The 20,641-nt window shown below is 60.6% G+C and carries 24 protein-coding genes; 17 read left to right on the forward strand and 7 right to left on the reverse strand.

Translation table 11 applies throughout. The features are described from left to right. The first annotated feature begins 197 nt into the window (after positions 1 to 197). Positions 198 to 1,115 (forward strand): DMT family transporter, encoded by a 918-nt coding sequence (locus ACERZ8_RS19285; protein WP_407593784.1) that lies wholly within the window; start codon positions 198 to 200, stop codon positions 1,113 to 1,115. Here the strand turns inward: ACERZ8_RS19285 and ACERZ8_RS19290 are convergent. Then, positions 1,033 to 1,752 carry a thiamine diphosphokinase gene (locus ACERZ8_RS19290; RefSeq protein WP_407593786.1) on the reverse strand — a complete coding sequence of 240 codons (720 nt, stop codon included), beginning with the start codon at positions 1,750 to 1,752 and terminating at the stop codon, positions 1,033 to 1,035. The two genes, ACERZ8_RS19285 and ACERZ8_RS19290, sit on opposite strands and share 83 nt — an antisense overlap. Before the next feature lie 137 nt (positions 1,753 to 1,889). On the opposite strand from ACERZ8_RS19290, the gene ACERZ8_RS19295 reads away from it, so the two are divergent. Both ACERZ8_RS19295 and ACERZ8_RS19300 read left to right on the forward strand, forming a co-directional pair. Beyond that, positions 1,890 to 4,124 (forward strand): hypothetical protein, encoded by a 2,235-nt coding sequence (locus tag ACERZ8_RS19295; RefSeq protein WP_455771656.1) that lies wholly within the window; start codon positions 1,890 to 1,892, stop codon positions 4,122 to 4,124. Between the two features lie 70 nt (positions 4,125 to 4,194). Then, complete coding sequence (locus ACERZ8_RS19300) at positions 4,195 to 4,731, forward strand: GNAT family N-acetyltransferase (RefSeq protein WP_407593788.1); 537 nt, start codon at positions 4,195 to 4,197, stop codon at positions 4,729 to 4,731. On the opposite strand, the gene ACERZ8_RS19305 is transcribed toward ACERZ8_RS19300, so the two are convergent. Genes ACERZ8_RS19305 through ACERZ8_RS19315 form a run of 3 tightly spaced genes read right to left on the reverse strand, consistent with a single transcriptional unit; the run spans position 4,722 to position 6,656 of the window. Then, a complete protein-coding gene (locus tag ACERZ8_RS19305) occupies positions 4,722 to 5,099 on the reverse strand; it encodes a glyoxalase superfamily protein (protein WP_407593789.1) in 378 nt (125 codons plus the stop codon). The genes ACERZ8_RS19300 and ACERZ8_RS19305 overlap by 10 nt on opposite strands. Positions 5,100 to 5,140: 41 nt before the next feature. Next, positions 5,141 to 5,350 carry a DUF2842 domain-containing protein gene (locus ACERZ8_RS19310; RefSeq protein ID WP_407593790.1) on the reverse strand — a complete coding sequence of 70 codons (210 nt, stop codon included), beginning with the start codon at positions 5,348 to 5,350 and terminating at the stop codon, positions 5,141 to 5,143. Positions 5,351 to 5,363: 13 nt separating this feature from the next. Then, positions 5,364 to 6,656 (reverse strand): adenylosuccinate synthase, encoded by a 1,293-nt coding sequence (locus ACERZ8_RS19315; RefSeq protein WP_407593791.1) that lies wholly within the window; start codon positions 6,654 to 6,656, stop codon positions 5,364 to 5,366. Between the two features lie 170 nt (positions 6,657 to 6,826). Here ACERZ8_RS19315 and ACERZ8_RS19320 point away from each other — a divergent pair, with 170 nt between their 5' ends. Then, positions 6,827 to 7,225 carry a DUF6524 family protein gene (locus tag ACERZ8_RS19320; protein ID WP_407593792.1) on the forward strand — a complete coding sequence of 133 codons (399 nt, stop codon included), beginning with the start codon at positions 6,827 to 6,829 and terminating at the stop codon, positions 7,223 to 7,225. 79 nt (positions 7,226 to 7,304) lie between these two features. Here the strand turns inward: ACERZ8_RS19320 and ACERZ8_RS19325 are convergent, their stop codons facing one another. The 3 genes from ACERZ8_RS19325 to nthA are packed head-to-tail and all read right to left on the reverse strand — an operon-like array spanning position 7,305 to position 8,913. Beyond that, positions 7,305 to 7,628, reverse strand: coding sequence for a nitrile hydratase accessory protein (locus ACERZ8_RS19325; protein ID WP_407593794.1), 324 nt, complete (start codon positions 7,626 to 7,628; stop codon positions 7,305 to 7,307). Beyond that, the gene (gene nthB / locus ACERZ8_RS19330) at positions 7,625 to 8,299 is read right to left on the reverse strand and encodes a nitrile hydratase subunit beta (protein ID WP_407593795.1); all 675 of its coding nucleotides are present in this window, start codon (positions 8,297 to 8,299) and stop codon (positions 7,625 to 7,627) included. Before nthB ends, ACERZ8_RS19325 begins: the two co-directional genes overlap by 4 nt. After that, entirely contained in the window at positions 8,296 to 8,913 is a 618-nt protein-coding gene (nthA, locus tag ACERZ8_RS19335; protein WP_407593796.1) for a nitrile hydratase subunit alpha, read from the reverse strand. Before nthA ends, nthB begins: the two co-directional genes overlap by 4 nt. 162 nt (positions 8,914 to 9,075) lie before the next feature. Between nthA and secG the strand changes: the two genes are divergently transcribed. The 13 genes from secG (at position 9,076) to ACERZ8_RS19400 (ending at position 20,612) form a co-directional block, all read left to right on the forward strand. Continuing rightward, positions 9,076 to 9,441 (forward strand): preprotein translocase subunit SecG, encoded by a 366-nt coding sequence (secG, locus tag ACERZ8_RS19340; protein WP_407593798.1) that lies wholly within the window; start codon positions 9,076 to 9,078, stop codon positions 9,439 to 9,441. Between the two features lie 260 nt (positions 9,442 to 9,701). Next, positions 9,702 to 11,345 (forward strand): CTP synthase, encoded by a 1,644-nt coding sequence (locus ACERZ8_RS19345; RefSeq protein ID WP_407593799.1) that lies wholly within the window; start codon positions 9,702 to 9,704, stop codon positions 11,343 to 11,345. A 76-nt stretch (positions 11,346 to 11,421) separates the two neighbouring features. Continuing rightward, positions 11,422 to 12,261, forward strand: a complete 840-nt coding sequence (locus ACERZ8_RS19350; RefSeq protein WP_407593800.1) for a hypothetical protein — start codon at positions 11,422 to 11,424, stop codon at positions 12,259 to 12,261. Between the two features lie 127 nt (positions 12,262 to 12,388). Further along, positions 12,389 to 13,162 carry a 23S rRNA (adenine(2030)-N(6))-methyltransferase RlmJ gene (gene rlmJ, locus ACERZ8_RS19355; RefSeq protein ID WP_407593801.1) on the forward strand — a complete coding sequence of 258 codons (774 nt, stop codon included), beginning with the start codon at positions 12,389 to 12,391 and terminating at the stop codon, positions 13,160 to 13,162. A gap of 42 nt (positions 13,163 to 13,204) precedes the next feature. Further along, complete coding sequence (locus ACERZ8_RS19360; RefSeq protein WP_407593803.1) at positions 13,205 to 13,606, forward strand: tellurite resistance TerB family protein; 402 nt, start codon at positions 13,205 to 13,207, stop codon at positions 13,604 to 13,606. Positions 13,607 to 13,633: 27 nt separating this feature from the next. Further along, on the forward strand, positions 13,634 to 14,068 hold the full coding sequence (locus ACERZ8_RS19365) for a tellurite resistance TerB family protein (protein ID WP_407593804.1): 435 nt from the start codon (positions 13,634 to 13,636) through the stop codon (positions 14,066 to 14,068). Next, positions 14,065 to 14,802, forward strand: coding sequence for a phosphate/phosphite/phosphonate ABC transporter substrate-binding protein (locus tag ACERZ8_RS19370; RefSeq protein ID WP_407593805.1), 738 nt, complete (start codon positions 14,065 to 14,067; stop codon positions 14,800 to 14,802). The genes ACERZ8_RS19365 and ACERZ8_RS19370 overlap by 4 nt, the downstream gene beginning before the upstream one ends. A 121-nt stretch (positions 14,803 to 14,923) precedes the next feature. Further along, on the forward strand, positions 14,924 to 15,697 hold the full coding sequence (locus ACERZ8_RS19375; protein WP_407594320.1) for an ABC transporter ATP-binding protein: 774 nt from the start codon (positions 14,924 to 14,926) through the stop codon (positions 15,695 to 15,697). Between the two features lie 31 nt (positions 15,698 to 15,728). Further along, entirely contained in the window at positions 15,729 to 16,460 is a 732-nt protein-coding gene (locus ACERZ8_RS19380) for a transporter substrate-binding domain-containing protein (RefSeq protein WP_407593806.1), read from the forward strand. Between the two features lie 281 nt (positions 16,461 to 16,741). Then, positions 16,742 to 17,407, forward strand: a complete 666-nt coding sequence (locus ACERZ8_RS19385; RefSeq protein ID WP_407593807.1) for a VPLPA-CTERM sorting domain-containing protein — start codon at positions 16,742 to 16,744, stop codon at positions 17,405 to 17,407. 120 nt (positions 17,408 to 17,527) lie between these two features. Continuing rightward, complete coding sequence (locus tag ACERZ8_RS19390) at positions 17,528 to 18,415, forward strand: ABC transporter permease (RefSeq protein WP_407594321.1); 888 nt, start codon at positions 17,528 to 17,530, stop codon at positions 18,413 to 18,415. Next, the gene (locus ACERZ8_RS19395) at positions 18,412 to 19,218 is read left to right on the forward strand and encodes an ABC transporter permease (protein WP_407593808.1); all 807 of its coding nucleotides are present in this window, start codon (positions 18,412 to 18,414) and stop codon (positions 19,216 to 19,218) included. Before ACERZ8_RS19390 ends, ACERZ8_RS19395 begins: the two co-directional genes overlap by 4 nt. A 59-nt stretch (positions 19,219 to 19,277) precedes the next feature. Next, entirely contained in the window at positions 19,278 to 20,612 is a 1,335-nt protein-coding gene (locus ACERZ8_RS19400) for a glutamine synthetase family protein (protein ID WP_407593809.1), read from the forward strand. Positions 20,613 to 20,641: the final 29 nt, after the last annotated feature.

Genomic DNA, 20,641 nt, shown 5'->3' on the forward strand with positions numbered 1-20,641 from the left:
CGCCAAACAGTCGATCCTCAATGCGCCAAACCTCGCCAAGTCCGGCGAAAACCTGCTGAAATAGATCGCCCATTTAACGCAATTCACGCATTGCGGGAAACCCTGCCACCAGCACGCAAACACCCGACGCCAATTCGCGTCACTTATGCTGCAATTGCAGCATTGCGCCCCCGCAAAGCGCTGATAGGGTGCCGCGCATGGCTCAGGATCGCCCCCTCCTCGGCATCCTCTTGATGCTGGGTTTTTGCGTCGTGGCCCCGATGGGGGACGCGGTGGCAAAGCTGTTGGGCCAGACTGTTCCGCTCGGAGAGTTGCTGTTTGTGCGCTTTGCGATACAGGCGATCATCCTGATCCCGCTTGTGTGGCTTGGGCGCCGGGCCTGGAAAATGCGCGGACGGGTGCTGCGCCTCACCGCCCTGCGCACCGTGCTTCATATCTTTGGCATCGGTGCGATGTTCACTGCCCTGCAATACCTGCCGCTGGCGGATGCAGTCGCGATTGCTTTTGTCATGCCGTTCCTGATGTTGCTGCTGGGCAAGTACGTGCTGGGCGAAGAAGTCGGCAGCCGTCGCCTTCTGGCCTGCATCGTGGGGTTCGTCGGCACACTTCTGGTGGTTCAGCCCAGTTTTGCCGAAGTGGGCTGGCCCGCGCTGCTGCCTGTGGTGGTCGCGGTGAATTTCGCCGTCTTCATGCTGGTCACACGCCAGATCGCAAAGGAAACGGACCCTATCGGGCTTCAGGCCGTAAGTGGCGTGATGGCCGTCGTCATTCTTGGCCCCGCGCTGTGGTTCAGCCGAAATGCTGGTATTGCCCCGCTTGAAATGATTGCGGTCAACGGCACCGAAATGGCGCTGCTGGCTGCAATCGGCATCCTTGGCACGCTGGCGCATTTGCTCATGACCTGGTCGCTGCGCTTTGCACCGTCGGCCACGCTGGCCCCCATGCAATACCTTGAAATCCCGGTTGCCACGATCATTGGCTTCATCATCTTTTCGGATCTGCCCAATGGTCTGGCGGCGACCGGCATCTGCATCACGATTGCATCGGGGCTCTATATTGTGCTGCGCGAGCGGGCCATCGCGCGGATGGAGGCGCAGACGCCAGCGCCCGTGTGACCTCTGCCAGATAGGCGCGCGGCAACATGACGATCATCGCCGGGGCATCCATGGTTAACGCAAGCGGACCTGTGGCGGCATTGGACGTACTGGTTTGCCCCATCGGGTGAAAGCGCAGGCCCGCAATCTCCCACCGCAGACCAGAGGACGTGCCACTCACATCACCAAATGGAAACAATGACACGACATCGCCAGAACTGGTGTCGATTTCGATCTGCGGCGGGCAAAGAAATGCAATCTCGATTTCGCCCAACAATACGCAAGGCCGCGCGGGATAGCCCACCAGCACGTTCAGCGCCGCCAGTTGATGATCCAATCGCCCGCCCAGAAAACCGACGCCGATCACGACCGGGGCATCGATATGGCGCAGCGCCTTGTTGAAATCGGTACTGTCCTGTTCGGCAATATGAAAACGGCGCTCAGCTGGCGTCAGCGCCAGCGTTTCCGGCGACACACTGTCAAAATCGCCGATCAAGCCATCCAGTTTGACGCCCGCTTGCCGGGCCAGTTCGGCCCCGCCATCTGCCGCAACACATTGAGGGGCAAGGGCCATTGCGGTTTCGACATCCGTGGTTAACGCCGCACCACCGCCAAGCAGGGTGACCGGTTCGGAACTGTGAACAATCATCTCTTTCATCTGTTTTTAATGCAATTTCCGGAAACAGATCACAATGTCGCCACGAAATGATACCCTTCCGGGCACAGATTCGGGCCGCTTTGGTCCGGCATTGCAGCCTATGACGCTTGCGCAGACAGGCAGAGGACGAGCATCCTATGACAATGAATAACAAAATTCTGACGGTCTCCTACGGTACATTCTCGTGCACGTTGGAGGGATTCGACGACAGTTTCGGCACGATGAAGGCGATTGCGGAGTATTTCCGCGATCTGGCCTCTGACGACCGCTATTTCGGGGCCGAACCGCCGCAGCCGGACGCAGAGATGCTGACCCGCATCGCCGAACGCGAGATTTCCCGCCGTGTCGAGGCGCGCCAGCATGACGGCCGCATCGTGCTGAGCGCAACTGACGCACAGCAACCCGACGCCCTGCCTGCCGCCGCACCCGCTGCCGCAGTGGCCGCCGCACATCTTGCAGAGGACGCGACAGCGCCGGCGGACGACACCGCTCCGGTTGCCGAAGTGGCCGACGCGCCCGACGAGATCGAGGCTGCGCCAGAGGCTGAGACAGAAATCGCAGCGGACGCCCCCACAGAGGTGGAGGCAGAGAGCGCAGCACCGGAAGTCGCGTCAGAGCCTGACGTCGTATTCGACAAAGCGTCTGACGAAGCGGAAACACCGGAAGAAGTCACCGACACGTCCGAAGAAGCTACCGACGCAGTGGGCAACACTGACACACCGTTCGAGGCCGAAGCGTTCTTTGCTGCGAGCGAGAGCGACACCGACGCAATGGCCGACACCAGCGAAGAAGACACAATCGTCGAAGCTGAAACAGTCGAAGCCGCGCCTCAGGACATGCCTGCCGACAGCATCGCCGCCAAACTGCAACGCATCCGCGCGGTCGTGTCGCAAAGCCAACAGGACTCCTCCGAGGACGAAATGTTCGAGGACGAGCACGCTGAAGAGGTCGCGACACCCGAAAGCGCATTCGCCATCTCCGAAGATGTTGCCGAAGACGAGGACGCATCCGATGACGTGATCGCCGATGCGGCGCGCGACATCGAAGAGGCGCTTGACGCCGACGATGCAGCCATTGCGCATCAGGACGATGAAGCGGCGGACGAGGACGACGATGTCACCGCCATGCTGGCCCGTTTTGACACCGACACAACCGCCGAAGCGGGCACTGCCGACGAAGCGGTGAGTGACGACGATCAGGTTGAGGCTCAAAGCGACGACGATATGGGCCTTGATTCCCTCGCCGCACTGATGGCAGCGGATGAAGGTGACACGGACGCTTCGGAAACCGGCGAAAACCTGTTCGATGAAGCCGAGGAAACCGACGACTCAGTTGCGGACGAGGCTGAACAAAACCCCCGCCGCGCCCGTGTGATCAAGGTCAAACGCGCCGATATCGACGCCGCCCTTGCCAGCGGTCAGCTGGAGCAGGTCGAAGATGACGATGATGAGGCAGAAACCTCGTTGTCCGAACAGGAAGAAGCCGAACTGCTGGCCGAATTGGCCGAAGTCGAAGCAGAATTGCCTGCCGAGAATGAAGCTGAGCCTGAAGTTGCGGTCGACAGCGACGAGGATGACATCGCAGAGGAAGTCGAAGACGACGAAGCTGCTGAAGTTGGCGCTGAAAGCGAAGACGACGACATCGCGGACGAAGTTGACGACCTGACCGAAGCGGAAGAAGATGTCACTGCTGTTGCTGCAGAATCCAAATCGCAAAACGTGCAGGACGACGATGTATCCCGCCTGATGGCCGAAGCCGAAAACCAGATGGAAGAACCCGAAGGGTCAAATCGCCGCGACGCGTTTGCCCATCTGAAGGCCGCTGTAAAAGCCAAGAAGGCAGACTCCGATATCGGCAACGATTCAATCAAGGACGAAGACGCGTTCCGCTCTGATCTGGCCGAAGTGGTCAAACCACGCCGTCCCGAAGTGAGCGCAAGCCGCGGCGACCGCCCCGAAAGCGCGCGCCCTGCCCCCCTCAAACTGGTGGCGGAACAACGCGTCGACGTTGACATGGGGCCCAAAGGCCCCGTGCGCCCCCGCCGCGTCGCAGCCCCCCAAGAGGTTGGACAGGATGCACAGGATGCGGACAGCTTTGCGGAATATGTCGCCGAACTGGGCGCGCATGATCTGCCCGCACTGCTGGAAGCGGCCGCAAGCTATCTGAGTTTTGTCGAGGGTCGCGATCAGTTCTCGCGTCCCCAATTGATGACAAAAGTGCGTCAGGTGGAAAAAGAGGACTTCAGCCGCGAAGACGGCTTGCGTTCCTTTGGTCAGTTGCTGCGCTCGGGCAAGATCGAAAAGATCTCCGGTGGCCGCTTTGCCGTAACCAGTGACATCGGGTATCGCCCCGAGCAACGCGCCGCTGGCTAAGCCAGCGTGCTTGCTGAGATCATAGTGAGGCGCCCTTGCCGGGGCGCCTTTTTTGTTGTTCATCCGGCTCATGAATTTTCCGGACCAACCCACCTTGACCGGTGAAACACTTCACTTGCGGCCTTTGCGCGGCGACGACATCCCCGCCCTCACACACGCCGCAAGTGATCCCGCCATCTGGGCCGGACACCCCGCGCGCGACAGATACAAGCCCGAGGTCTTTGCGCCCTATGCACACATGCTGCTCCGCTCTGGTGGCGCGCTGGTTGTCACCGACAAGGCCAGCGGATCAGTGATCGGCTGCTCGCGCTATTACCCGGCGCCCGAAACACCAAAAGCGTACGGTATCGGCTATACTTTCCTCACCCGACCCTATTGGGGCGGTGCCGCCAATAGGGAGATGAAAGCGCTCATGCTGGATCACGCCTTTGAGCACATGGATCAGGTCTGGCTGCACGTCGATCCTGCCAACATCCGCTCACAACGGGCGACACTCAAGATTGGCGCGCGCTTTGTCGAAGAGGCGCAGCGCAACCTTGGCGGCAAGATCGGCATCTGGCGATGCTATGTGGTAGAACGGGACGCATGGCGCGCCTGTCAAACCTGAGCAGGCGGAATGTCTGTGCAAAAGATCAGCTTGTTTCCGAACGGATCAGAGATCGACATATCGTCCATCCCCCAGCTTTGGCGCTGCACGCCTGGCCGCGCATGGCGATAAGACTTGGCATTCAGCGCGGCACACAAGGCGTGCACGTCCTCCACCTCGATCCGCATCGACGCGCCGGGTGCGGCATCGCCGAAATGCTCTGACAGGTGCAATTCGCACCGGCCCAACCGCAACCCCATGTACAGCGGCGTGTCCGGTTCGAAGCGATGTTCAAACACCACCTCGAAACCCAGAAAATCAATGTAGAATTCGCGCGCCTTGGTTTCGTCAAAGCTGCGCAAGATCGGTATTGCGGGGTCGACCCTCATGACATCCTCCGTGCCGTGCCGCACACAGGATAGCACAAGTCTCAGGCGTCAGGGTCCGGTTGTCCAATCCCCTTGAACACATATTTCAGCGGGATCGCCCAGATCACACCCAGCCCCACATAGATTAGCAACTCGACAAGGATCGACGGACGGTCAAACAGCGCAACGATGTTGACGGCCATGACGATGTAAAGCGGCAGACCAAAGACCAGGATCAGCCCCGCCAGCCATTTGCGCGCCCTGTAACTCACCTTTGCGACCTCCTCAGTCCGAAAACGGGTCCCGGACAAGGATCGTGTCCTCCCGCTCGGGTGAGGTGGAAAGTAGGGCGACGGGGCAATCGATCAACTCTTCGACGCGACGGACATATTTGATGGCATTGGCGGGCAACTCGGCCCAGCTGCGCGCGCCTTCGGTCGATTCTGACCATCCGGGCATTTCTTCGTAGATCGGTGTGCATCGGCTTTGCTGATCGGCTGCGGTGGGCAGGTAATCAAGGCGCTTGCCGTCCAGCTCATAACCTACACAGATCTTGAGCGTCTCGAACCCGTCGAGCACATCGAGCTTGGTCAGCGAAATGCCGTTCACACCACTTGTCGCGCAGGTCTGGCGCACAAGGCAGGCATCAAACCAACCACAGCGACGTTTGCGCCCGGTTGTGGTGCCAAATTCATGGCCACGCTCACCCAGCCGGTCGCCGTCTGCGTCATGCAATTCGCTTGGGAACGGCCCCTCGCCGACGCGGGTGGTATAGGCCTTGACGATGCCAAGGACGAAATCGATGGCACCGGGGCCGACGCCGACGCCGGTGGCGGCCTGCCCCGCGATCACATTGGACGAGGTCACAAAGGGATAGGTGCCGAAATCAATGTCGAGCAGCGCGCCTTGTGCGCCCTCGAACAGGATACGTTTGCCGGATTTGCGCGCTTCATTCATCGCCTTCCAGACCGGCGCGGCATAGGCGAGGATTTTCGGCGCAATCTCGACCAGACTGGCCAGCAGTGCATCGCGGTCCACAGGTGCAAGGCCCAGTCCGCGACGCAGCGCGTCATGGTGCACAAGCGCGCGGTCCACGCGCAATTCCAGCGTCGCAGGATCGGCGAGGTCGGCCACGCGCACCACGCGGCGGCCCACCTTGTCCTCGTAACACGGGCCGATGCCCCGCCCAGTGGTGCCGATCTTGGCCACCGAATTCTGCGCCTCGCGCGCGCGGTCCAGCTCTCCATGAATAGGCAGGATCAGCGGTGTATTTTCGGCAATCATCAGCGTTTCAGGCGTAATTTCAATACCTTGAGCGCGGATCGTGTCGATTTCGTTCAGCAGGTGCCACGGGTCCAGCACAACGCCATTGCCGATGACAGACAGTTTGCCGCCCCGCACGACGCCCGAGGGCAGCGCGTGCAATTTGTAGACCTCGCCGTCGATGACCAGCGTGTGGCCCGCATTGTGCCCGCCCTGAAAGCGCGCGATCACATCGGCCCGCTCGCTCAGCCAATCCACGATCTTGCCCTTGCCCTCATCGCCCCATTGCGCGCCGACAACCACTACATTGGCCATGAGAGATCCTTTCCATGCAAACCCGCGCCCGTATAGCGATGCGACCAGCAGAGGCAAACCGATACTTTTGTTTCGTCTGACCAAAAATGCGACGCGCACGGGCATCGAACAGTTGAGATCGGCGTCGTTTCGCGCCATGACGCGCCAACCCTGAAGAAGGATACGACATCATGACGGGATTCCTCTGGCGCTGGCTTTTTGCCTTCGGACTGCTTGCCGCCACGTATAACCCCACAGAATTCAACTATGCGCGCTGGGTGATGGACCATGGCGGGGCCAACCTGTCCATCGCCGTGCTGGTGGGGCTGCTGCTGAGCGTCGGCTACATCATTTACCTGCGTGCCACTCTGCGCTCGATCGGGCCCTTTGGCATGTTGCTGGTGCTGGCGCTCGTCGGGGCGATCCTGTGGGTGCTTTATGATCTGGGGATCGTCAGCCTTGCCAATCCGGGTTTTAACACGTGGCTTGGCCTGCTCGCACTTTCGGTTGTGCTTGGCATTGGTCTGAGCTGGAGCCATGTGCGCCGCTACCTGTCCGGGCAGGCGGATATGGACGACGTGGACGAATAACCCGTGACCCAAAGGCGCTGCGCACGCGATTGATTGAGGGGGCTCTGCCCCCGGCCTGCGGCCTCCCCCGGGATTTTTTTCAATCAGAGAATGTCTGGTCGAGATGAACGGGCTGGCCATGCGGGGTGCGCAAGTAGGCGGCTTCCCATTTGGCGCGCATGTCAGCGAGTGTTTGCGCTTCGGACAGGCCGGAGTCCGTCAACAGTGCTTCGAGTGTCTCAAGCCATGCGGCAAAATAGTCGTCGCCGCCGTTCAATTCCCGATCCAACCCGTGCTGTTTGAGCGTTGCGCCGAACCGTGTCGCCCAGTCGGGCCACGTGAACACGCCCGTCTCGTTCAGATACACCGTCAGCGCAAAAAGCTGTGCATGCCACGGGGCTGCGAATGCCGGTTCCGGCCTCATGGAGAGGCCAGATAGCTGTCCCACAGATCAAGGATCACTTCGTCCTGCGGGTGTTCGGGATGCGCCCAGATGTCGCCTGCCTTGAGGGCCACGGCGTAAAGCGGCTCGGGCGCTTCACCCAAGCCGTGGGCGTTGCTGTCGGGCAGCACATGCGTGCCGTGGACGCGCAGGATATGTCCCATCGCACCGGCGGCATAAGACGGCAGTCTTGTGTGCCCCCCGGCAACCGCCACATTTTCCGGCATCGCACGCAACCGCACCACGTCGCCCACCCCAAAGCGCGGAGCGATGTTGCTGGGGCGGTCTGCAGGCCCGCCCTTTGCCAACACGTCCGCGACGGCGGATGCCTCAAGGCGCCGCGCGGCCAGCGCACTTTCGCCCTGTGCCTGCCCAGCGGCCAGTTCATCGGCGCTCAACGCGCCCTTTTCCACCAGCAGGTCAGCCAGTGCGGCGATCCACTTTTCGTAGTAGGCAAAGCGGGCATAGTCCTTGGGCGCAAGGCTTTCTCGGGCATGGCGGGACACGTCGATGTTCCACAGGCCAAGGCTGCCGCACGCCAGTGTCAGCGCGAGAGCACGCGGATGCCAGTCGGCATGGAATTTCACATCCTCAGGTTCGGGCACCACAGGCCCGTCGCCAAACCGCCCACCCATGTCATGCACGCGGGTCATTGGGCGCCCGCCAGACCACAGCCGATCATGGAATCGCGGCTTACCAGATCCATCAGTGCAGTCTCGTCCAGGCCTTCAGTGCCTGCGGGGCGCTGCGGCAGAACGAGATAGCGCACTTCAGCCGTCGAATCCCAGACGCGCACAGCGCACCCGTCGGGCAGGGTCACACCGAATTCGGCAAGCACCTTGCGCGGTTCACGCACCGCACGGGCGCGGTAGGCATCAGATTTGTACCAGCCCGGCGGAATGCCCAGCAGCGGCCATGGATAGCATGAACACAGGGTGCAAACGACCATGTTGTGCAGAGTGTCCGTGTTTTCGACGACCACCATGTGTTCGCCCTGCCGTCCATAAAACCCAAGGTCGGCAAGGACCGGATCGGCGTCTTCCAACAATGCGGCCTTGAAGGCGGGATCACACCACGCCCGCGCCACCACCTTTGCGCCGTTGCGCGGGCCGATGCGATTTTCATAGGTGTCGATGATTTCATCCAGCGCGGCGGGGTCCACCAACCCCTTTTGCGTGAGGATGGTTTCCAGCGCTTTGACCCGCAAGGCGGGGTCGGGTGGCAACAGACTGTGGGGGTGGTCGTGGTCGGAATGATCATGTGGCATGGGTCAACTCTGGGCGAGGCGATCACAGAAATCCACCCCCTCCTGTGCCCTGATGGCACCGCGCGATGCGGCTGTCCCAAATTGCCACGAAACGCGACTTGCGGGTCAAAGCGTTTCTGCATACATACCGCCCATCGCGCAGCAAAGGTTACGTCCCCGTCCATGGAAAATGTCGTTCTGATCGTCCACCTGTTCCTCGCCCTCGGCCTGATCGCCGTGGTGCTGATGCAGCGCTCCGAAGGGGGCGGTCTGGGCATGGGTGGCGGCGGCGGTGGTGCCATGGCCGGTCGGCCAGCGGGCACCGCACTAGGCAAGGTCACGTGGATCCTCGCCATTTGCTTTATCATCACCTCGATCACGCTGACGATCATCGCCGCGCAAAAGGCCGCAGGCACCTCCGTGATCGACCAGCTGGGCATCACACCACCCGCGCAGAACGCGCCCGCAAACGATCTGGTGCCACCCGGTGGTGATCTGCTGCCGCCCACGGCAACTGACGACGCACCGCTGGTCCCCAGCGCGGACTAGGGCCTTTCGGATTTCCAACCGAGTGGAATTATCGGATTTCGCGTTCGACCGCAGGGAGAGGCAGCGAACATCCGATTCACGACTATCCGAAAGGACTGACACGAAATCTTGAGGCGGTGCGCGCACTTGCAACATCATGTTGCGCGCGCCTTGCCCCTTCAAACCGAATCCTGTTATACTGAGGCCCCGTGGGGAACGCTTTATCGCGCCTCCCGCAGATGGCCTTGTGCCAAAGACGAACCACGGGGGACTCCTACAATATGGCGCGCTATATCTTCATCACCGGCGGCGTTGTGTCATCGCTTGGCAAGGGGTTGGCTTCGGCCGCCCTCGGCGCACTTCTTCAGGCGCGCGGGTTTTCGGTGCGCCTGCGCAAGCTGGACCCCTACCTGAACGTCGATCCCGGCACGATGTCGCCCTTTGAACATGGCGAAGTGTTCGTGACAGATGACGGCGCGGAAACCGACCTAGATCTTGGCCATTACGAACGCTTCACCGGTGTGGCCGCGCGCAAGACCGACTCTGTGTCGTCGGGCCGCATCTATTCCAACGTGCTCGAAAAGGAACGGCGCGGTGACTACCTTGGCAAAACGATCCAGGTGATCCCGCATGTCACCAATGAGATCAAGGACTTCATCGGCATCGGCGATGACGAGGTTGATTTCATGCTCTGCGAAATCGGCGGCACCGTTGGCGATATCGAGGGCCTGCCGTTTTTCGAAGCGATCCGGCAGTTTTCGCAGGACAAACCCCGCGGGCAGTGCATCTTTATGCACCTGACCCTGCTGCCCTTCATCAGGGCGTCAGGCGAGTTGAAAACCAAACCCACCCAGCACTCGGTCAAGGAATTGCGCTCCATCGGCATCGCGCCCGACATCCTTGTGTGCCGGTCTGAGGGTCCGATCCCGGTCAAGGAACGCGAAAAACTGGCCCTGTTCTGCAATGTGCGCCCCGAATCCGTGATTGCCGCACAGGACCTGTCCACGATCTATGACGCCCCCCTTGCCTATCACCGCGAAGGCATGGACCAGGCGGTGCTCGATGCCTTCCAGATCAGCCCGGCCCCCAAGCCCGATCTTACGAAATGGGAAGACGTCAGCGACCGCATCCACAATGCCGAAGGCGTGGTGAATGTCGCTATCGTCGGCAAATACGTGCAGTTGGAAGACGCCTACAAATCCATCGCCGAGGCGCTGACCCATGGCGGCATGGCCAATCGTGTGCGGGTCAAGGTCGAATGGGTCGACGCGGAACTGTTCGAAAACGAAGACCCGGCCCCCCATCTCAGCGGCTTTCACGCCATTCTGGTCCCCGGCGGGTTTGGCGAACGCGGCACCGAAGGAAAGATCAAGGCGGCCGAGTTCGCGCGCACCCGCAAGGTGCCCTATATGGGCATCTGTCTGGGCATGCAGATGGCGGTGATCGAAGCGGCACGCAACGTGGCTGGCCTGACGGCTGCGGGGTCCGAGGAATTCGACCATGAGGCCGGGAAAAAGCGTTTTGAACCGGTGGTGTACCACCTCAAGGAATGGGTGCAGGGCAATCATAAGGTCGAACGCAAAGTGGGCGACGACAAGGGCGGCACCATGCGCCTTGGAGCCTATGATGCCGTCCTGACGGCTGGCAGCCGGGTGGCAGACGCTTACGGCACGACCCAGATCGACGAGCGCCATCGCCACCGCTATGAGGTCGATATCAAGTACCGCGAGCAGCTGGAAAAGGCCGGACTGAAGTTTTCAGGCATGTCGCCGGATGGCCGCCTGCCTGAAATCGTGGAGTGGCCCGATCACCCGTGGTTCATCGGCGTCCAGTTTCACCCGGAGCTGAAATCCAAGCCGTTCGCTCCGCACCCGCTGTTCGAAGATTTCGTGCGCGCCGCCAAAGAGGTGTCGCGGTTGGTGTAAGCCCTCCCTTCGCGAATTCGCCAAAAGCGTGTATCCTGTAGGGCATTGATTTAGTGCATTGCCTGGGGGACACGATATGGAACTGCTCCAAACAGGAAAGACGCGTTATCAGCCTGCCCCGGCGGGTAAGGACGGCTATGCGGCCATTGACCAGCGTGCATTGGCGCGTGTGGTCGGCATGGTCGCGGTGGGGTTGCCGGTGGTCCTGTGGATCGCATCACACCTGCCATCGTCAAATCCATACATTGACTCGTGCTTTCGCTTTTCGATCAGCCATTTTTACTATGCCCCTTTCTGGGGCACCGTGTTTACTGGCGCACTGGTGTTCATCGGGGCCTACCTCATCGTCTACAAGGGCGAGGACAGACATGATGCCGAAAAGCGGCTGGCGAGCTATGCGGGGCTGGCCTGCTTTGGCATCGCGCTGTTTCCGACTGGCGGTTGGGGCTGTGACGAAGTGGTCTTTGCGGCCCGGCCCATGCTGCTGTTCGATCTGATCAAAGGTGTGCCGGTGATTCAGGGTGCATTCGATCCGGACCGCGCCTTCATGCTCTTCAAATATGCCAGCGTCATTCACTACGGCAGCGCCGCTGTGGTCTTTTTCTTTCTCGCCTGGTTCTGTTTTTTCGTCTTCACTGCCATCGACGACGACCAGCGGGGGCCAGATGGCAAGCCGACACAGGTTAAAGTGATCCGCAACGCGCTCTACTACGCAGCCGGAACCGTCATCGTCATCGCCATCTTGGCCATGGGCACTGTGTTTGCAGTCGAAGGGCTGTTAGGCATCCCGGTGCCGTGGTGGGACGCGGGCAACTGGACTTTCACATGCGAGGCTGCCGCATTGATCGCCTTTGGCGTGTCATGGCTGGTCAAGGGCCGATTCATCGCCTGGCTGCAGGACGAGGTCGCCCCTTAACCCTTCCTGCGCAAACTGCACCGCGCTTTGGCCGTGTAAAACTGGGGTCAAAGACCGGATCGGAATGCACTGTCGGGTGGTCCGGTTAACCATTGCGCGCCCGCTCCATTCCGCTACACCCGGGCGCATGCTCAGCTATCAACACATCTATCACGCCGGGAACCTTGCGGACGTTCACAAGCACAGCCTGCTGGCATGGATGCTCGACTACCTCATCCGCAGGGACAAACCGGTCAGCTATATCGAGACGCATGCAGGCCGTGCACTTTATGATCTGAGCGCAGAAGAAGCGGTGAAAACCGGCGAGGCCGACAGTGGCATCGTGCGTGCAAGGTCGTGGTTTTCTGACGATCATCCCTACATCCGCTCCCTGCGGCAAACCACTGAACTGCATGGGGAAACCGCCTATCCCGGCTCTCCCCTGATCGCCGTGCAACGGCTGCGCCACAGTGACACGATCACGTTGGCCGAACTGCACCCGACCGAACATCTCAACCTCGAACTTGCGCTGCCGACCGCCACCTGCCGACGCACGGACGGGTTCGCGATGGCCCATTCGATGCTGCCGCCGACCCCGCGTCGGGGGCTGATGCTGATCGATCCCAGCTATGAGATCAAAGACGACTATCAGACGATCCCTGGGCAGATTAAAAAATACGCACGCGCATGGAATGTCGGGACTATCGTTTTATGGTATCCGATCCTGACATCAGGTGCGCATCACAGCATGTTGAATTCGCTTGAAAACAATCACCCGGACGCTTTTCGCCACGAGGTTCGCTTTCCGCCAGCACGACCCGGTCACGGCATGATCGGCTCAGGCCTGTTTGTCATCCGCCCGCCCTTTGGGCTTGCGGGCGAAGCCGCAAAATTGAAAACTCGCTTCGACGCTCTCAGCTAGGGGCCTTGCCCATGTTCGAACGCCTGTTTCCCAAGCGGCCCAGTGGAAAAGCCAACGCTTCCGGAACCAACCCCGCAGCTTGCCCTTGGCGCGCTATTGGTGCGGATCGCCATGGCCGATCGCGACTACCGCGCCGCTGAAGTGGGGGCCATCGACCGCATCCTGTCGCGCACATTCTCCCTTGGCCCCATCGACGCGGCGAAACTGCGTGCCACTTGCGAGGCACTGGAACGCGACGCGCCGGGCACGCCCGAGTTCGGTGAAATCCTGCGCGAAACCGTGCCTTACGACGATCGCTTCACCCTTGCCCTGTCGATGTGGCAGGTGCTGCTGGCGGATGGTGATCACGCCGAAATCGAAGAGGCCACGCTGCACCAGATCGAGGCTGCCATCGGCATCACCCCCGAAGACAGCGCAAACATAAAATCGCGCGCGCTTGGCTAATGTGATGCACGCGCATATATGCACATAATGTTCCAGGACCTCCTCAACCGCCTGATCCAACCACATCCCGATCCCATCGCGGACGGTGATGCACGTCTTGCCCTCACCGCCCTACTGGTGCGTGTGGCCCGTTCTGACAACGACTACTCAGGTGATGAGAAACGACTGATCGAGCAAATCGCGCAGGATCGATATGCGCTGTCGCCTGCCGATGCCTCCGCCTTGCGCGCCGAGGCCGAGGCGATGGAGGCCGAAGCCCCCGACACCGTGCGTTTTACCCGCGCCATCAAGGACGCTGTGGCCTACGAGGATCGTCTGGCCGTGATCGAGGCCTTGTGGAAGGTCGTGCTGGCGGACGGGCAACGCGCTCAGGAAGAAGATGCCTTGTTGCGCCTTGTGACCAACCTTTTGGGCGTTTCGGACCCCGACAGCGCACGTGCAAGGCAACGCGTGTCACGGTGATTGCATTTCTGGGCATGTACGACATGCCACACGCAGCAGCAGCCTATGACAGGTTTTGGTCGGCCATCCGGGGTGAGCTCGGGCATGGCCCCGACCACCTGACGCGCAGCGCTGAGCCCTGGCCGATCTGGCAGTCGGATGATCTGTTGCTTGCCCAGACCTGCGGTCTGCCCTACCGCGCCCGCCTTTATCCGCAGGTGCGCCTTGTCGGGACGCCCGATTACGGGCTGCGCGACTGCCCGCAAGGCTATTACTACAGTTACATCGTTCGTCGCAGCGGCGACAGGCGCAGCATCCGCGAACTGGCCCGCGCGGGCACCATCGCCTTCAACGAACCGTTGTCTCAGTCGGGCTGGGCCGCGCCGGTTGCGCATCTTGGCCACCTTGGCCTGCGCCCCGGTGAGACAATGCAGACCGGATCGCATCTGGAATCTGCCCGCGCCGTGTTGGCGGGGCATGCCGATTACGCAGCGATTGACGCGATCACCTACCAGATGTGGGACCGCGCCGAACCGCAGGTCTTTGCCGGGCTTGAGGCCTTCACGCGCACCGATCCGACCCCGGGCCTGCCCCTGATCACAAGTGCCACGCAGGATGCGAAAAAGATCGCGCGCGCCGTGACCCGCGCCATCGACACGTTGCCCGCCGAGGATCGCGAGATCCTGATGCTCAACGGGTTAGTGCAGATCCCGCAATCGACGTATCGCGCCATTCCCATTCCACGGATGCCCTGATCAATTTCGCCTCACCTGACGTCAATTTGGGCAAGTGCTGCGTGTTTCGTGTCATTTGCCCGTGGACATGACCCCGGTTTTGCGCCCTTATACCGCCTGATTGTCCAACCAGAGCACACCTTTGTCTGATCAACCCGTTATCGAAATCCGCAATCTTCACAAGGCCTACGGCGCGCTGGAGGTTCTGAAAGGTGTCGATATCGCGGCCCAACGGGGTGACGTGGTGTCCCTGATCGGCTCGTCCGGCTCGGGCAAGTCAACGCTTTTGCGCTGCTGCAATCTGCTTGAGGACAGCCAGCAGGGCGAAATGCTGTTCAAGGGCGAACCGGTGACCTGGAAGGGCAAGGACCATGGCCGCCGCCCGTCTGATCCCAAACAGGTGCTGCGTATCCGCACGAACCTGTCGATGGTGTTTCAGCAGTTCAATCTGTGGGCGCACATGACCATCCTGCAAAACGTGATGGAGGCCCCCGTGACCGTCCTGCGCCGCGATCCGGCCGAGGTCGAAAAGGCGGCGCGCAAATATTTGGACAAAGTCGGCATCGGCGACAAATGCGATGCATTCCCCGCCCAACTGTCCGGTGGACAACAGCAACGCGCCGCCATCGCGCGCGCCCTGTGCATGGAACCCGAAGCGCTGCTCTTTGACGAACCCACCAGCGCGCTTGATCCTGAACTGGAACAGGAAGTTGTGCGCGTGATCAAGGATCTGGCAAGCGAAGGGCGCACCATGCTCATCGTCACCCACGACATGAAACTGGCCGCCGATGTGTCCGACCACGTCGTGTTCCTGCATCAGGGCCTGATCGAAGAACAAGGGCCGCCGAAAGACCTCTTTGGCGCGCCCAAATCCGAACGTCTGCGCGGGTTCCTATCGGCAACCCACGCTGCGTAAACAAAAAACCGAAAAACGGGAGTAATCACTCATGAAATCCATTCTTCTCAGCACTGTTGCGGTCGCCATGACCGCCACGTTCGCCCTTGCCGACGGCCATTCGGTCGTGCGTATGGGCACCGAGGGCGCCTACCCTCCCTACAACTTCATCAATGACGCAGGTGAAGTCGACGGGTTCGAGCGCGAGCTCGGCGACGAATTGTGCGCGCGCGCCGAACTGACCTGCGAGTGGGTCAAGAACGACTGGGACAGCATCATCCCCAACCTCGTGTCCTCCAACTACGACACGATCATGGCTGGCATGAGCATCACGGACGAGCGGGATGAGGTCATCGACTTCACCCAGAACTACTTCCCGCCCACTGCATCGGCCTATGTTGCCGCAGCAGAAGGCGTCGATCTGGCAGGCGGCGTTGTGGCCGCACAAACAGCCACGATTCAGGCCGGTTACATCGCGGAATCCGGTGCGACACTGGTTGAGTTCGCAACGCCAGAAGAGACTGTCGCCGCGGTGCGCAACGGCGAAGCCGACGCTGTCTTTGCCGACCGCGACTACCTCGTGCCACTGGTCGAAGCGTCGGGTGGTGAGTTGATGTTTGTCGGCGACGAAGTACCCCTTGGCGGCGGCATCGGCATGGGCCTGCGCGAAAGCGACACCGAGCTGAAGGAAAAGTTCGATGCCGTGATCACGGACATGAAAGCTGACGGCACGCTGAACGCGCTGCTGGTCAAGTGGTTTGGTGAGGACACAGCCCAATACTAAGCCGATCAAAGGCCTGCTAAGGCCACAGAATCACCAGCGCCTGCGTGGCCCTGTTCACCGCCGAAAGCGGGAAAATGGGGCGATGCAGGCGTTTTTCGTTTTGCAAAACCGCACGGTGTCGCAGGGAATGAACGGCCGTGAAAAATAGCCGCGCGCGCGCGACCACACGGAAAGGTAGCAAAACCCCGTTTCCATTCCGAAAAACAGTTCCTTTTTGTTTTGACAATGATCGAAACGCTCACTCGTTTGGGGGAAGTAATTAAAAATTTTGGAGTTCCCGAATGTTCAAGTTCCTGACTGCGGCTTTTGTCGCGAGTGGTGTAATGGCTGGCGCTGCGAGCGCCACGACAGTGTCGTTCACGACATTTCCGAATTCATTCAACAATAATCCTGAGACACTCACCTTTGACGCCAACGCTTGGGCCGACAACGCTACAATCGCGTCCACAGCTGGCGGAGGAACCCCGGCGGCCAGCCCGGCATCCGGCGCGGACGGAGATCTGTCTACTGCGACCAATCTGAACAACTCGATCGTGGAAATCTCCTTCACCGACAACGTCCTGATCAACGGAGCGGGGGCTGATCTGGTCATCTTCCAGAACACAAACAACAACGTCATTCAGTTGTCCTCAGGCGCCACTTTTCCAAATCTGGCAAGCGGGACCTTCAGAGGGTTCATTCGAGCAAATGAGCCGGGGAACACGAGCGGCTTTGAAATCGGTGTTCTGGAGTTCGACCTCTCCGACCTTGGATTTGCCGATGGGGCCGAGGTGACGGATGGCTTATTTTTGAGACGCGCTTCGATCTTCTCGACGGTGTGGGATGTTGCGGCATTGAACAGCCGTAGCGTTGTCGCCCCGCCGGTAAACCCCGTCCCGCTTCCTGCAGGTCTTCCCCTTCTGCTGGCGGGACTGGGCGTGTTCGCGTTGCTGCGCCGCAAGGGCTGAACCGAAAAACCGGCACCGCGCCCCCACCCGGCACATGGGAGGGGGCGCGTTGTGCGTTTTGGCTGGTACGGCGACGACATTTCGCTAGTCTCTGCGGAACTGCGCCGGAGCCACCCTTACATGTTCTCTTACTGCACCGACCCTGACACGCTCGCCACGCTGAGCTGGCTGACCTGTTACCTGACGACCGGCGTGCATTTTTCCTTCTATTACAGCTTTCTCAAGGTGCTCGGCATTCTGGCCGTCACGGCCCCCGTCGCCCTTGCCTTCGGATTTGGCGGGGCGATGGCGGCGCGCTCTTCCATTCCGCCGTTGTCTTGGTTCGGCAAAGGGTACATCGCAATCGTGCGCGGTGTGCCAGACATCGCCTTTTTCCTGTTTTTCGTCATCGCGCTTGATCAGGGGTTTGAATGGATGCGCCATCAGGTGCTGTGCCCGGACTGGACCGATCCGATCCGGCAGGGCAATGATTTTCTGGTCTGCCCGGAGGCCAAGTTGCCACTGGGCACGGCCCCGCAGGTCGTGCACCAGACATATGCCTTCGGCCTTGCCGTCATCACCTTTGCCCTCGTCTTTGGGGCGTTCGCTGCCAACGTGATCTTTGGTGCTATGCGCGCCGTGCCCAAGGCGCAGCTTGAAACCGCCGAGGCCTACGGGATGAGCCCGCGCCAGACGTTCTGGCGGGTGCTGGTGCCGCAGATGTGGGTCTATGCGCTGCCGGGGCTGAGCAATCTGTGGCAGGTGCTGATCAAGGCCACGCCGCTGCTGTTCCTGCTGGGCATCGAAGACGTCGTCTATTGGGCGCGCGAGTTGGGCGGGACCAAAACCGCCCGCTTTACCGACTATCCGCATGGTGACTGGCGGATGTGGTACTTCCTCGCTTTGCTGGTGTTTTACCTGTTCATGACCTGGGGGTCGGAAAAGATCCTGGGCCGCATCATGGGGCGCCTCACCCGCGGTCAGGCCACCAGCGGCGGTGAGGCACAGCGCAAGGGGGCGCCCGCGTGAGTTGCCTGCAAACCATCCAGGATTACGGCCTGCGCGCCATCGGCATTGGTGAGCGGTTGCTGCCCCGCTCGGACTTTACCTTGTGCGAACAGTTCACGCTGATCGGGTCGGGCATGTTCTGGAACGTGTATTTCGGGGTCATGGCGCTGTGCACAGGCTTTTTCCTCGCAGTCGCCATCGCGGTGGCCAAAAGCCAGCCCAATCCGTGGCTTCGCAAACCGGCGGAATGGTTCATCTTCCTGTTTCGCGGTTCGCCGTTGTTCATCCAGTTCTTCTTTGCCTACTTCCTCTTTCTCAGCCTCAAGAGCGTGCACCCGGTCTTTGATCCGTTCACGGCTGCGTGGCTGGGTGCGCTGATCGTTTTGTTTCTCAACACAGCCGCCTATTCGGCGCAGATTTTCTATGGAGCATTGCAGTCCATTCCCAAAGGCGAAGTCGAGGCGGCAGATGCCTATGGGTTGTCGGGCTGGTCGCGGTTTCGTCGCGTCGTGTTCCCGACCATGTTGCGACTGGCATGGCCCGCCTACACGAACGAGGCGATCTTTCTGTTTCACGCCACTACGCTTGTCTATTTCTCGGGCTTTCCGGCATGGCAGCAGCGGGGCGATGCGCTTTATTATGCCAGTTATTTCGCGGACAAGACATTCAACCCGTTCATCCCCTATCCCATTCTCGCGATGTATTTCATCTTGCTGACGCTGATGATTATTGCTGGCTTCAGTCTGGTCAATGCGCGTCTCAATCGTCATCTCCCTGCCAATACACGCCAGAAACTGCGCGTGCGCCCCAATCTGATCCGCTAGGTCGGTCGGACCCGGCAGCACGGGGCGCGGGCGGCTCACAAAAGAAAAGAACAAGACCCATGCATGAGTGGCTGATCGAAAATCCCCACATCCGGACAATCCGGGTGGCGGCCTCGGATTTAAACGGTGTGGCGCGTGGCAAGCGGATGCCGGTGCGCTTTGCCGATAAGGTGGCAACGGACGGCACGCGCTTTCCCATGTCCGTGCTCAACCTCGACATCTGGGGTGAGGATATCGAGGGCAGCCCGCTCGTGCTCGAATCCGGAGATCGCGACGGCGTGCTGACCCCGACCGAGCGCGGGTTCATGCCCATGCCATGGCTGGAAAACCCATCCGGGTTGTTGCCCATCTGGATGTATCATGAGGATGGACGTCCCTATATGGGCGATCCCCGCCACGCTCTTGCCGCCGTTCAAAAACGATACAAAGACAAGGGGTTGACGCCCGTTGTTGCCGTGGAACTTGAATTCTTTCTGATCGATGATGCGGGCAAGCGGCTGCGCGTGCCAATGTCGCCCCGCTCGGGCAAGCGCCGGGTCGCGGGCGAGATCCTGTCGTTGCGCGCACTGGACCAATTCGACGAGTTCTTTTCCGAGCTTTACGACGCCTGCGAGGCAATGGACATCCCCGCCGACACCTCGATTTCCGAGGCGGGCCTTGGCCAGTTCGAGATCAACCTGATGCATCAGGGCGATGCGTTGAAGGCGGCGGATGATGCGTGGCTGTTCAAAATGCTGGTCAAGGGCATGGCGCGCAAACACGGTTTTGCCGCCTCGTTCATGGCCAAGCCTTACGAGGATTATGCGGGCAACGGGCTGCACATGCACTATTCGGTGCTGGACGCGGAAGGCAAAAACGTCTTCGACGATGGCTCCGCCACGGGCAGTGACATGCTGCGCCATGCGGTCAACGGGTGCCTCAACGGCATGCCCGGATCGACCCTGATCTTTGCACCACATGCCAATTCCTACGCCCGGTTCGTGCCCGGTGCACATGCGCCCACAGGCATCGCGTGGGCGTATGAAAACCGCACTGCCGCCATTCGCATTCCGTCCGGCCCACCGGCGGCGCGACGTATCGAACACCGTCTGGCGGGCGGGGATGTGAACCCATACCTGTCCATCGCTGCCGTGTTGGGGGCGGCAATGAACGGCATCGAAGACGCAACTGACCCGCCCGCGCCCATCACCGGCAACGCCTATTCGCAGGACCTGCCGTTAGTGCCGATGACATGGGAGGGGGCGATTGACGCCTTTGAAACCAACCCCGAAACGGCCCGCATCTTTGACCCTGAACTGATCCGCAACATGGTCATGACCAAGCGGCAGGAAGCGCAGTACATGGCAGAGTTGAGCGTCGAAGAGCAGACAGAAATCTACCTCGACACGGTCTAGGGGCTGCTTTATCTTTGGCCCGTAAACCT

Origin of the sequence: Tateyamaria armeniaca (genome assembly GCF_045797845.1) — a bacterium.
In the GTDB taxonomy this organism is placed as follows: Bacteria; Pseudomonadota; Alphaproteobacteria; order Rhodobacterales; family Rhodobacteraceae; genus Tateyamaria; species Tateyamaria armeniaca.

Excerpts from the sequence above, each read along its gene's own strand:
- ACERZ8_RS19285 (WP_407593784.1), top strand. The coding sequence starts at position 198 with ATGGCTCAGGATCGCCCCCTCCTCGGCATCCTCTTGATGCTGGGTTTT.
- ACERZ8_RS19290 (WP_407593786.1), bottom strand. The coding sequence starts at position 1,752 with ATGAAAGAGATGATTGTTCACAGTTCCGAACCGGTCACCCTGCTTGGC.
- ACERZ8_RS19295 (WP_455771656.1), top strand. The coding sequence starts at position 1,890 with ATGACAATGAATAACAAAATTCTGACGGTCTCCTACGGTACATTCTCG.
- ACERZ8_RS19300 (WP_407593788.1), top strand. The coding sequence starts at position 4,195 with ATGAATTTTCCGGACCAACCCACCTTGACCGGTGAAACACTTCACTTG.
- ACERZ8_RS19305 (WP_407593789.1), bottom strand. The coding sequence starts at position 5,099 with ATGAGGGTCGACCCCGCAATACCGATCTTGCGCAGCTTTGACGAAACC.
- ACERZ8_RS19315 (WP_407593791.1), bottom strand. The coding sequence starts at position 6,656 with ATGGCCAATGTAGTGGTTGTCGGCGCGCAATGGGGCGATGAGGGCAAG.
- ACERZ8_RS19320 (WP_407593792.1), top strand. The coding sequence starts at position 6,827 with ATGACGGGATTCCTCTGGCGCTGGCTTTTTGCCTTCGGACTGCTTGCC.
- ACERZ8_RS19325 (WP_407593794.1), bottom strand. The coding sequence starts at position 7,628 with ATGAGGCCGGAACCGGCATTCGCAGCCCCGTGGCATGCACAGCTTTTT.
- nthB (WP_407593795.1), bottom strand. The coding sequence starts at position 8,299 with ATGACCCGCGTGCATGACATGGGTGGGCGGTTTGGCGACGGGCCTGTG.
- nthA (WP_407593796.1), bottom strand. The coding sequence starts at position 8,913 with ATGCCACATGATCATTCCGACCACGACCACCCCCACAGTCTGTTGCCA.
- secG (WP_407593798.1), top strand. The coding sequence starts at position 9,076 with ATGGAAAATGTCGTTCTGATCGTCCACCTGTTCCTCGCCCTCGGCCTG.
- ACERZ8_RS19345 (WP_407593799.1), top strand. The coding sequence starts at position 9,702 with ATGGCGCGCTATATCTTCATCACCGGCGGCGTTGTGTCATCGCTTGGC.
- ACERZ8_RS19350 (WP_407593800.1), top strand. The coding sequence starts at position 11,422 with ATGGAACTGCTCCAAACAGGAAAGACGCGTTATCAGCCTGCCCCGGCG.
- rlmJ (WP_407593801.1), top strand. The coding sequence starts at position 12,389 with ATGCTCAGCTATCAACACATCTATCACGCCGGGAACCTTGCGGACGTT.
- ACERZ8_RS19365 (WP_407593804.1), top strand. The coding sequence starts at position 13,634 with ATGTTCCAGGACCTCCTCAACCGCCTGATCCAACCACATCCCGATCCC.
- ACERZ8_RS19380 (WP_407593806.1), top strand. The coding sequence starts at position 15,729 with ATGAAATCCATTCTTCTCAGCACTGTTGCGGTCGCCATGACCGCCACG.
- ACERZ8_RS19385 (WP_407593807.1), top strand. The coding sequence starts at position 16,742 with ATGTTCAAGTTCCTGACTGCGGCTTTTGTCGCGAGTGGTGTAATGGCT.
- ACERZ8_RS19390 (WP_407594321.1), top strand. The coding sequence starts at position 17,528 with ATGTTCTCTTACTGCACCGACCCTGACACGCTCGCCACGCTGAGCTGG.
- ACERZ8_RS19400 (WP_407593809.1), top strand. The coding sequence starts at position 19,278 with ATGCATGAGTGGCTGATCGAAAATCCCCACATCCGGACAATCCGGGTG.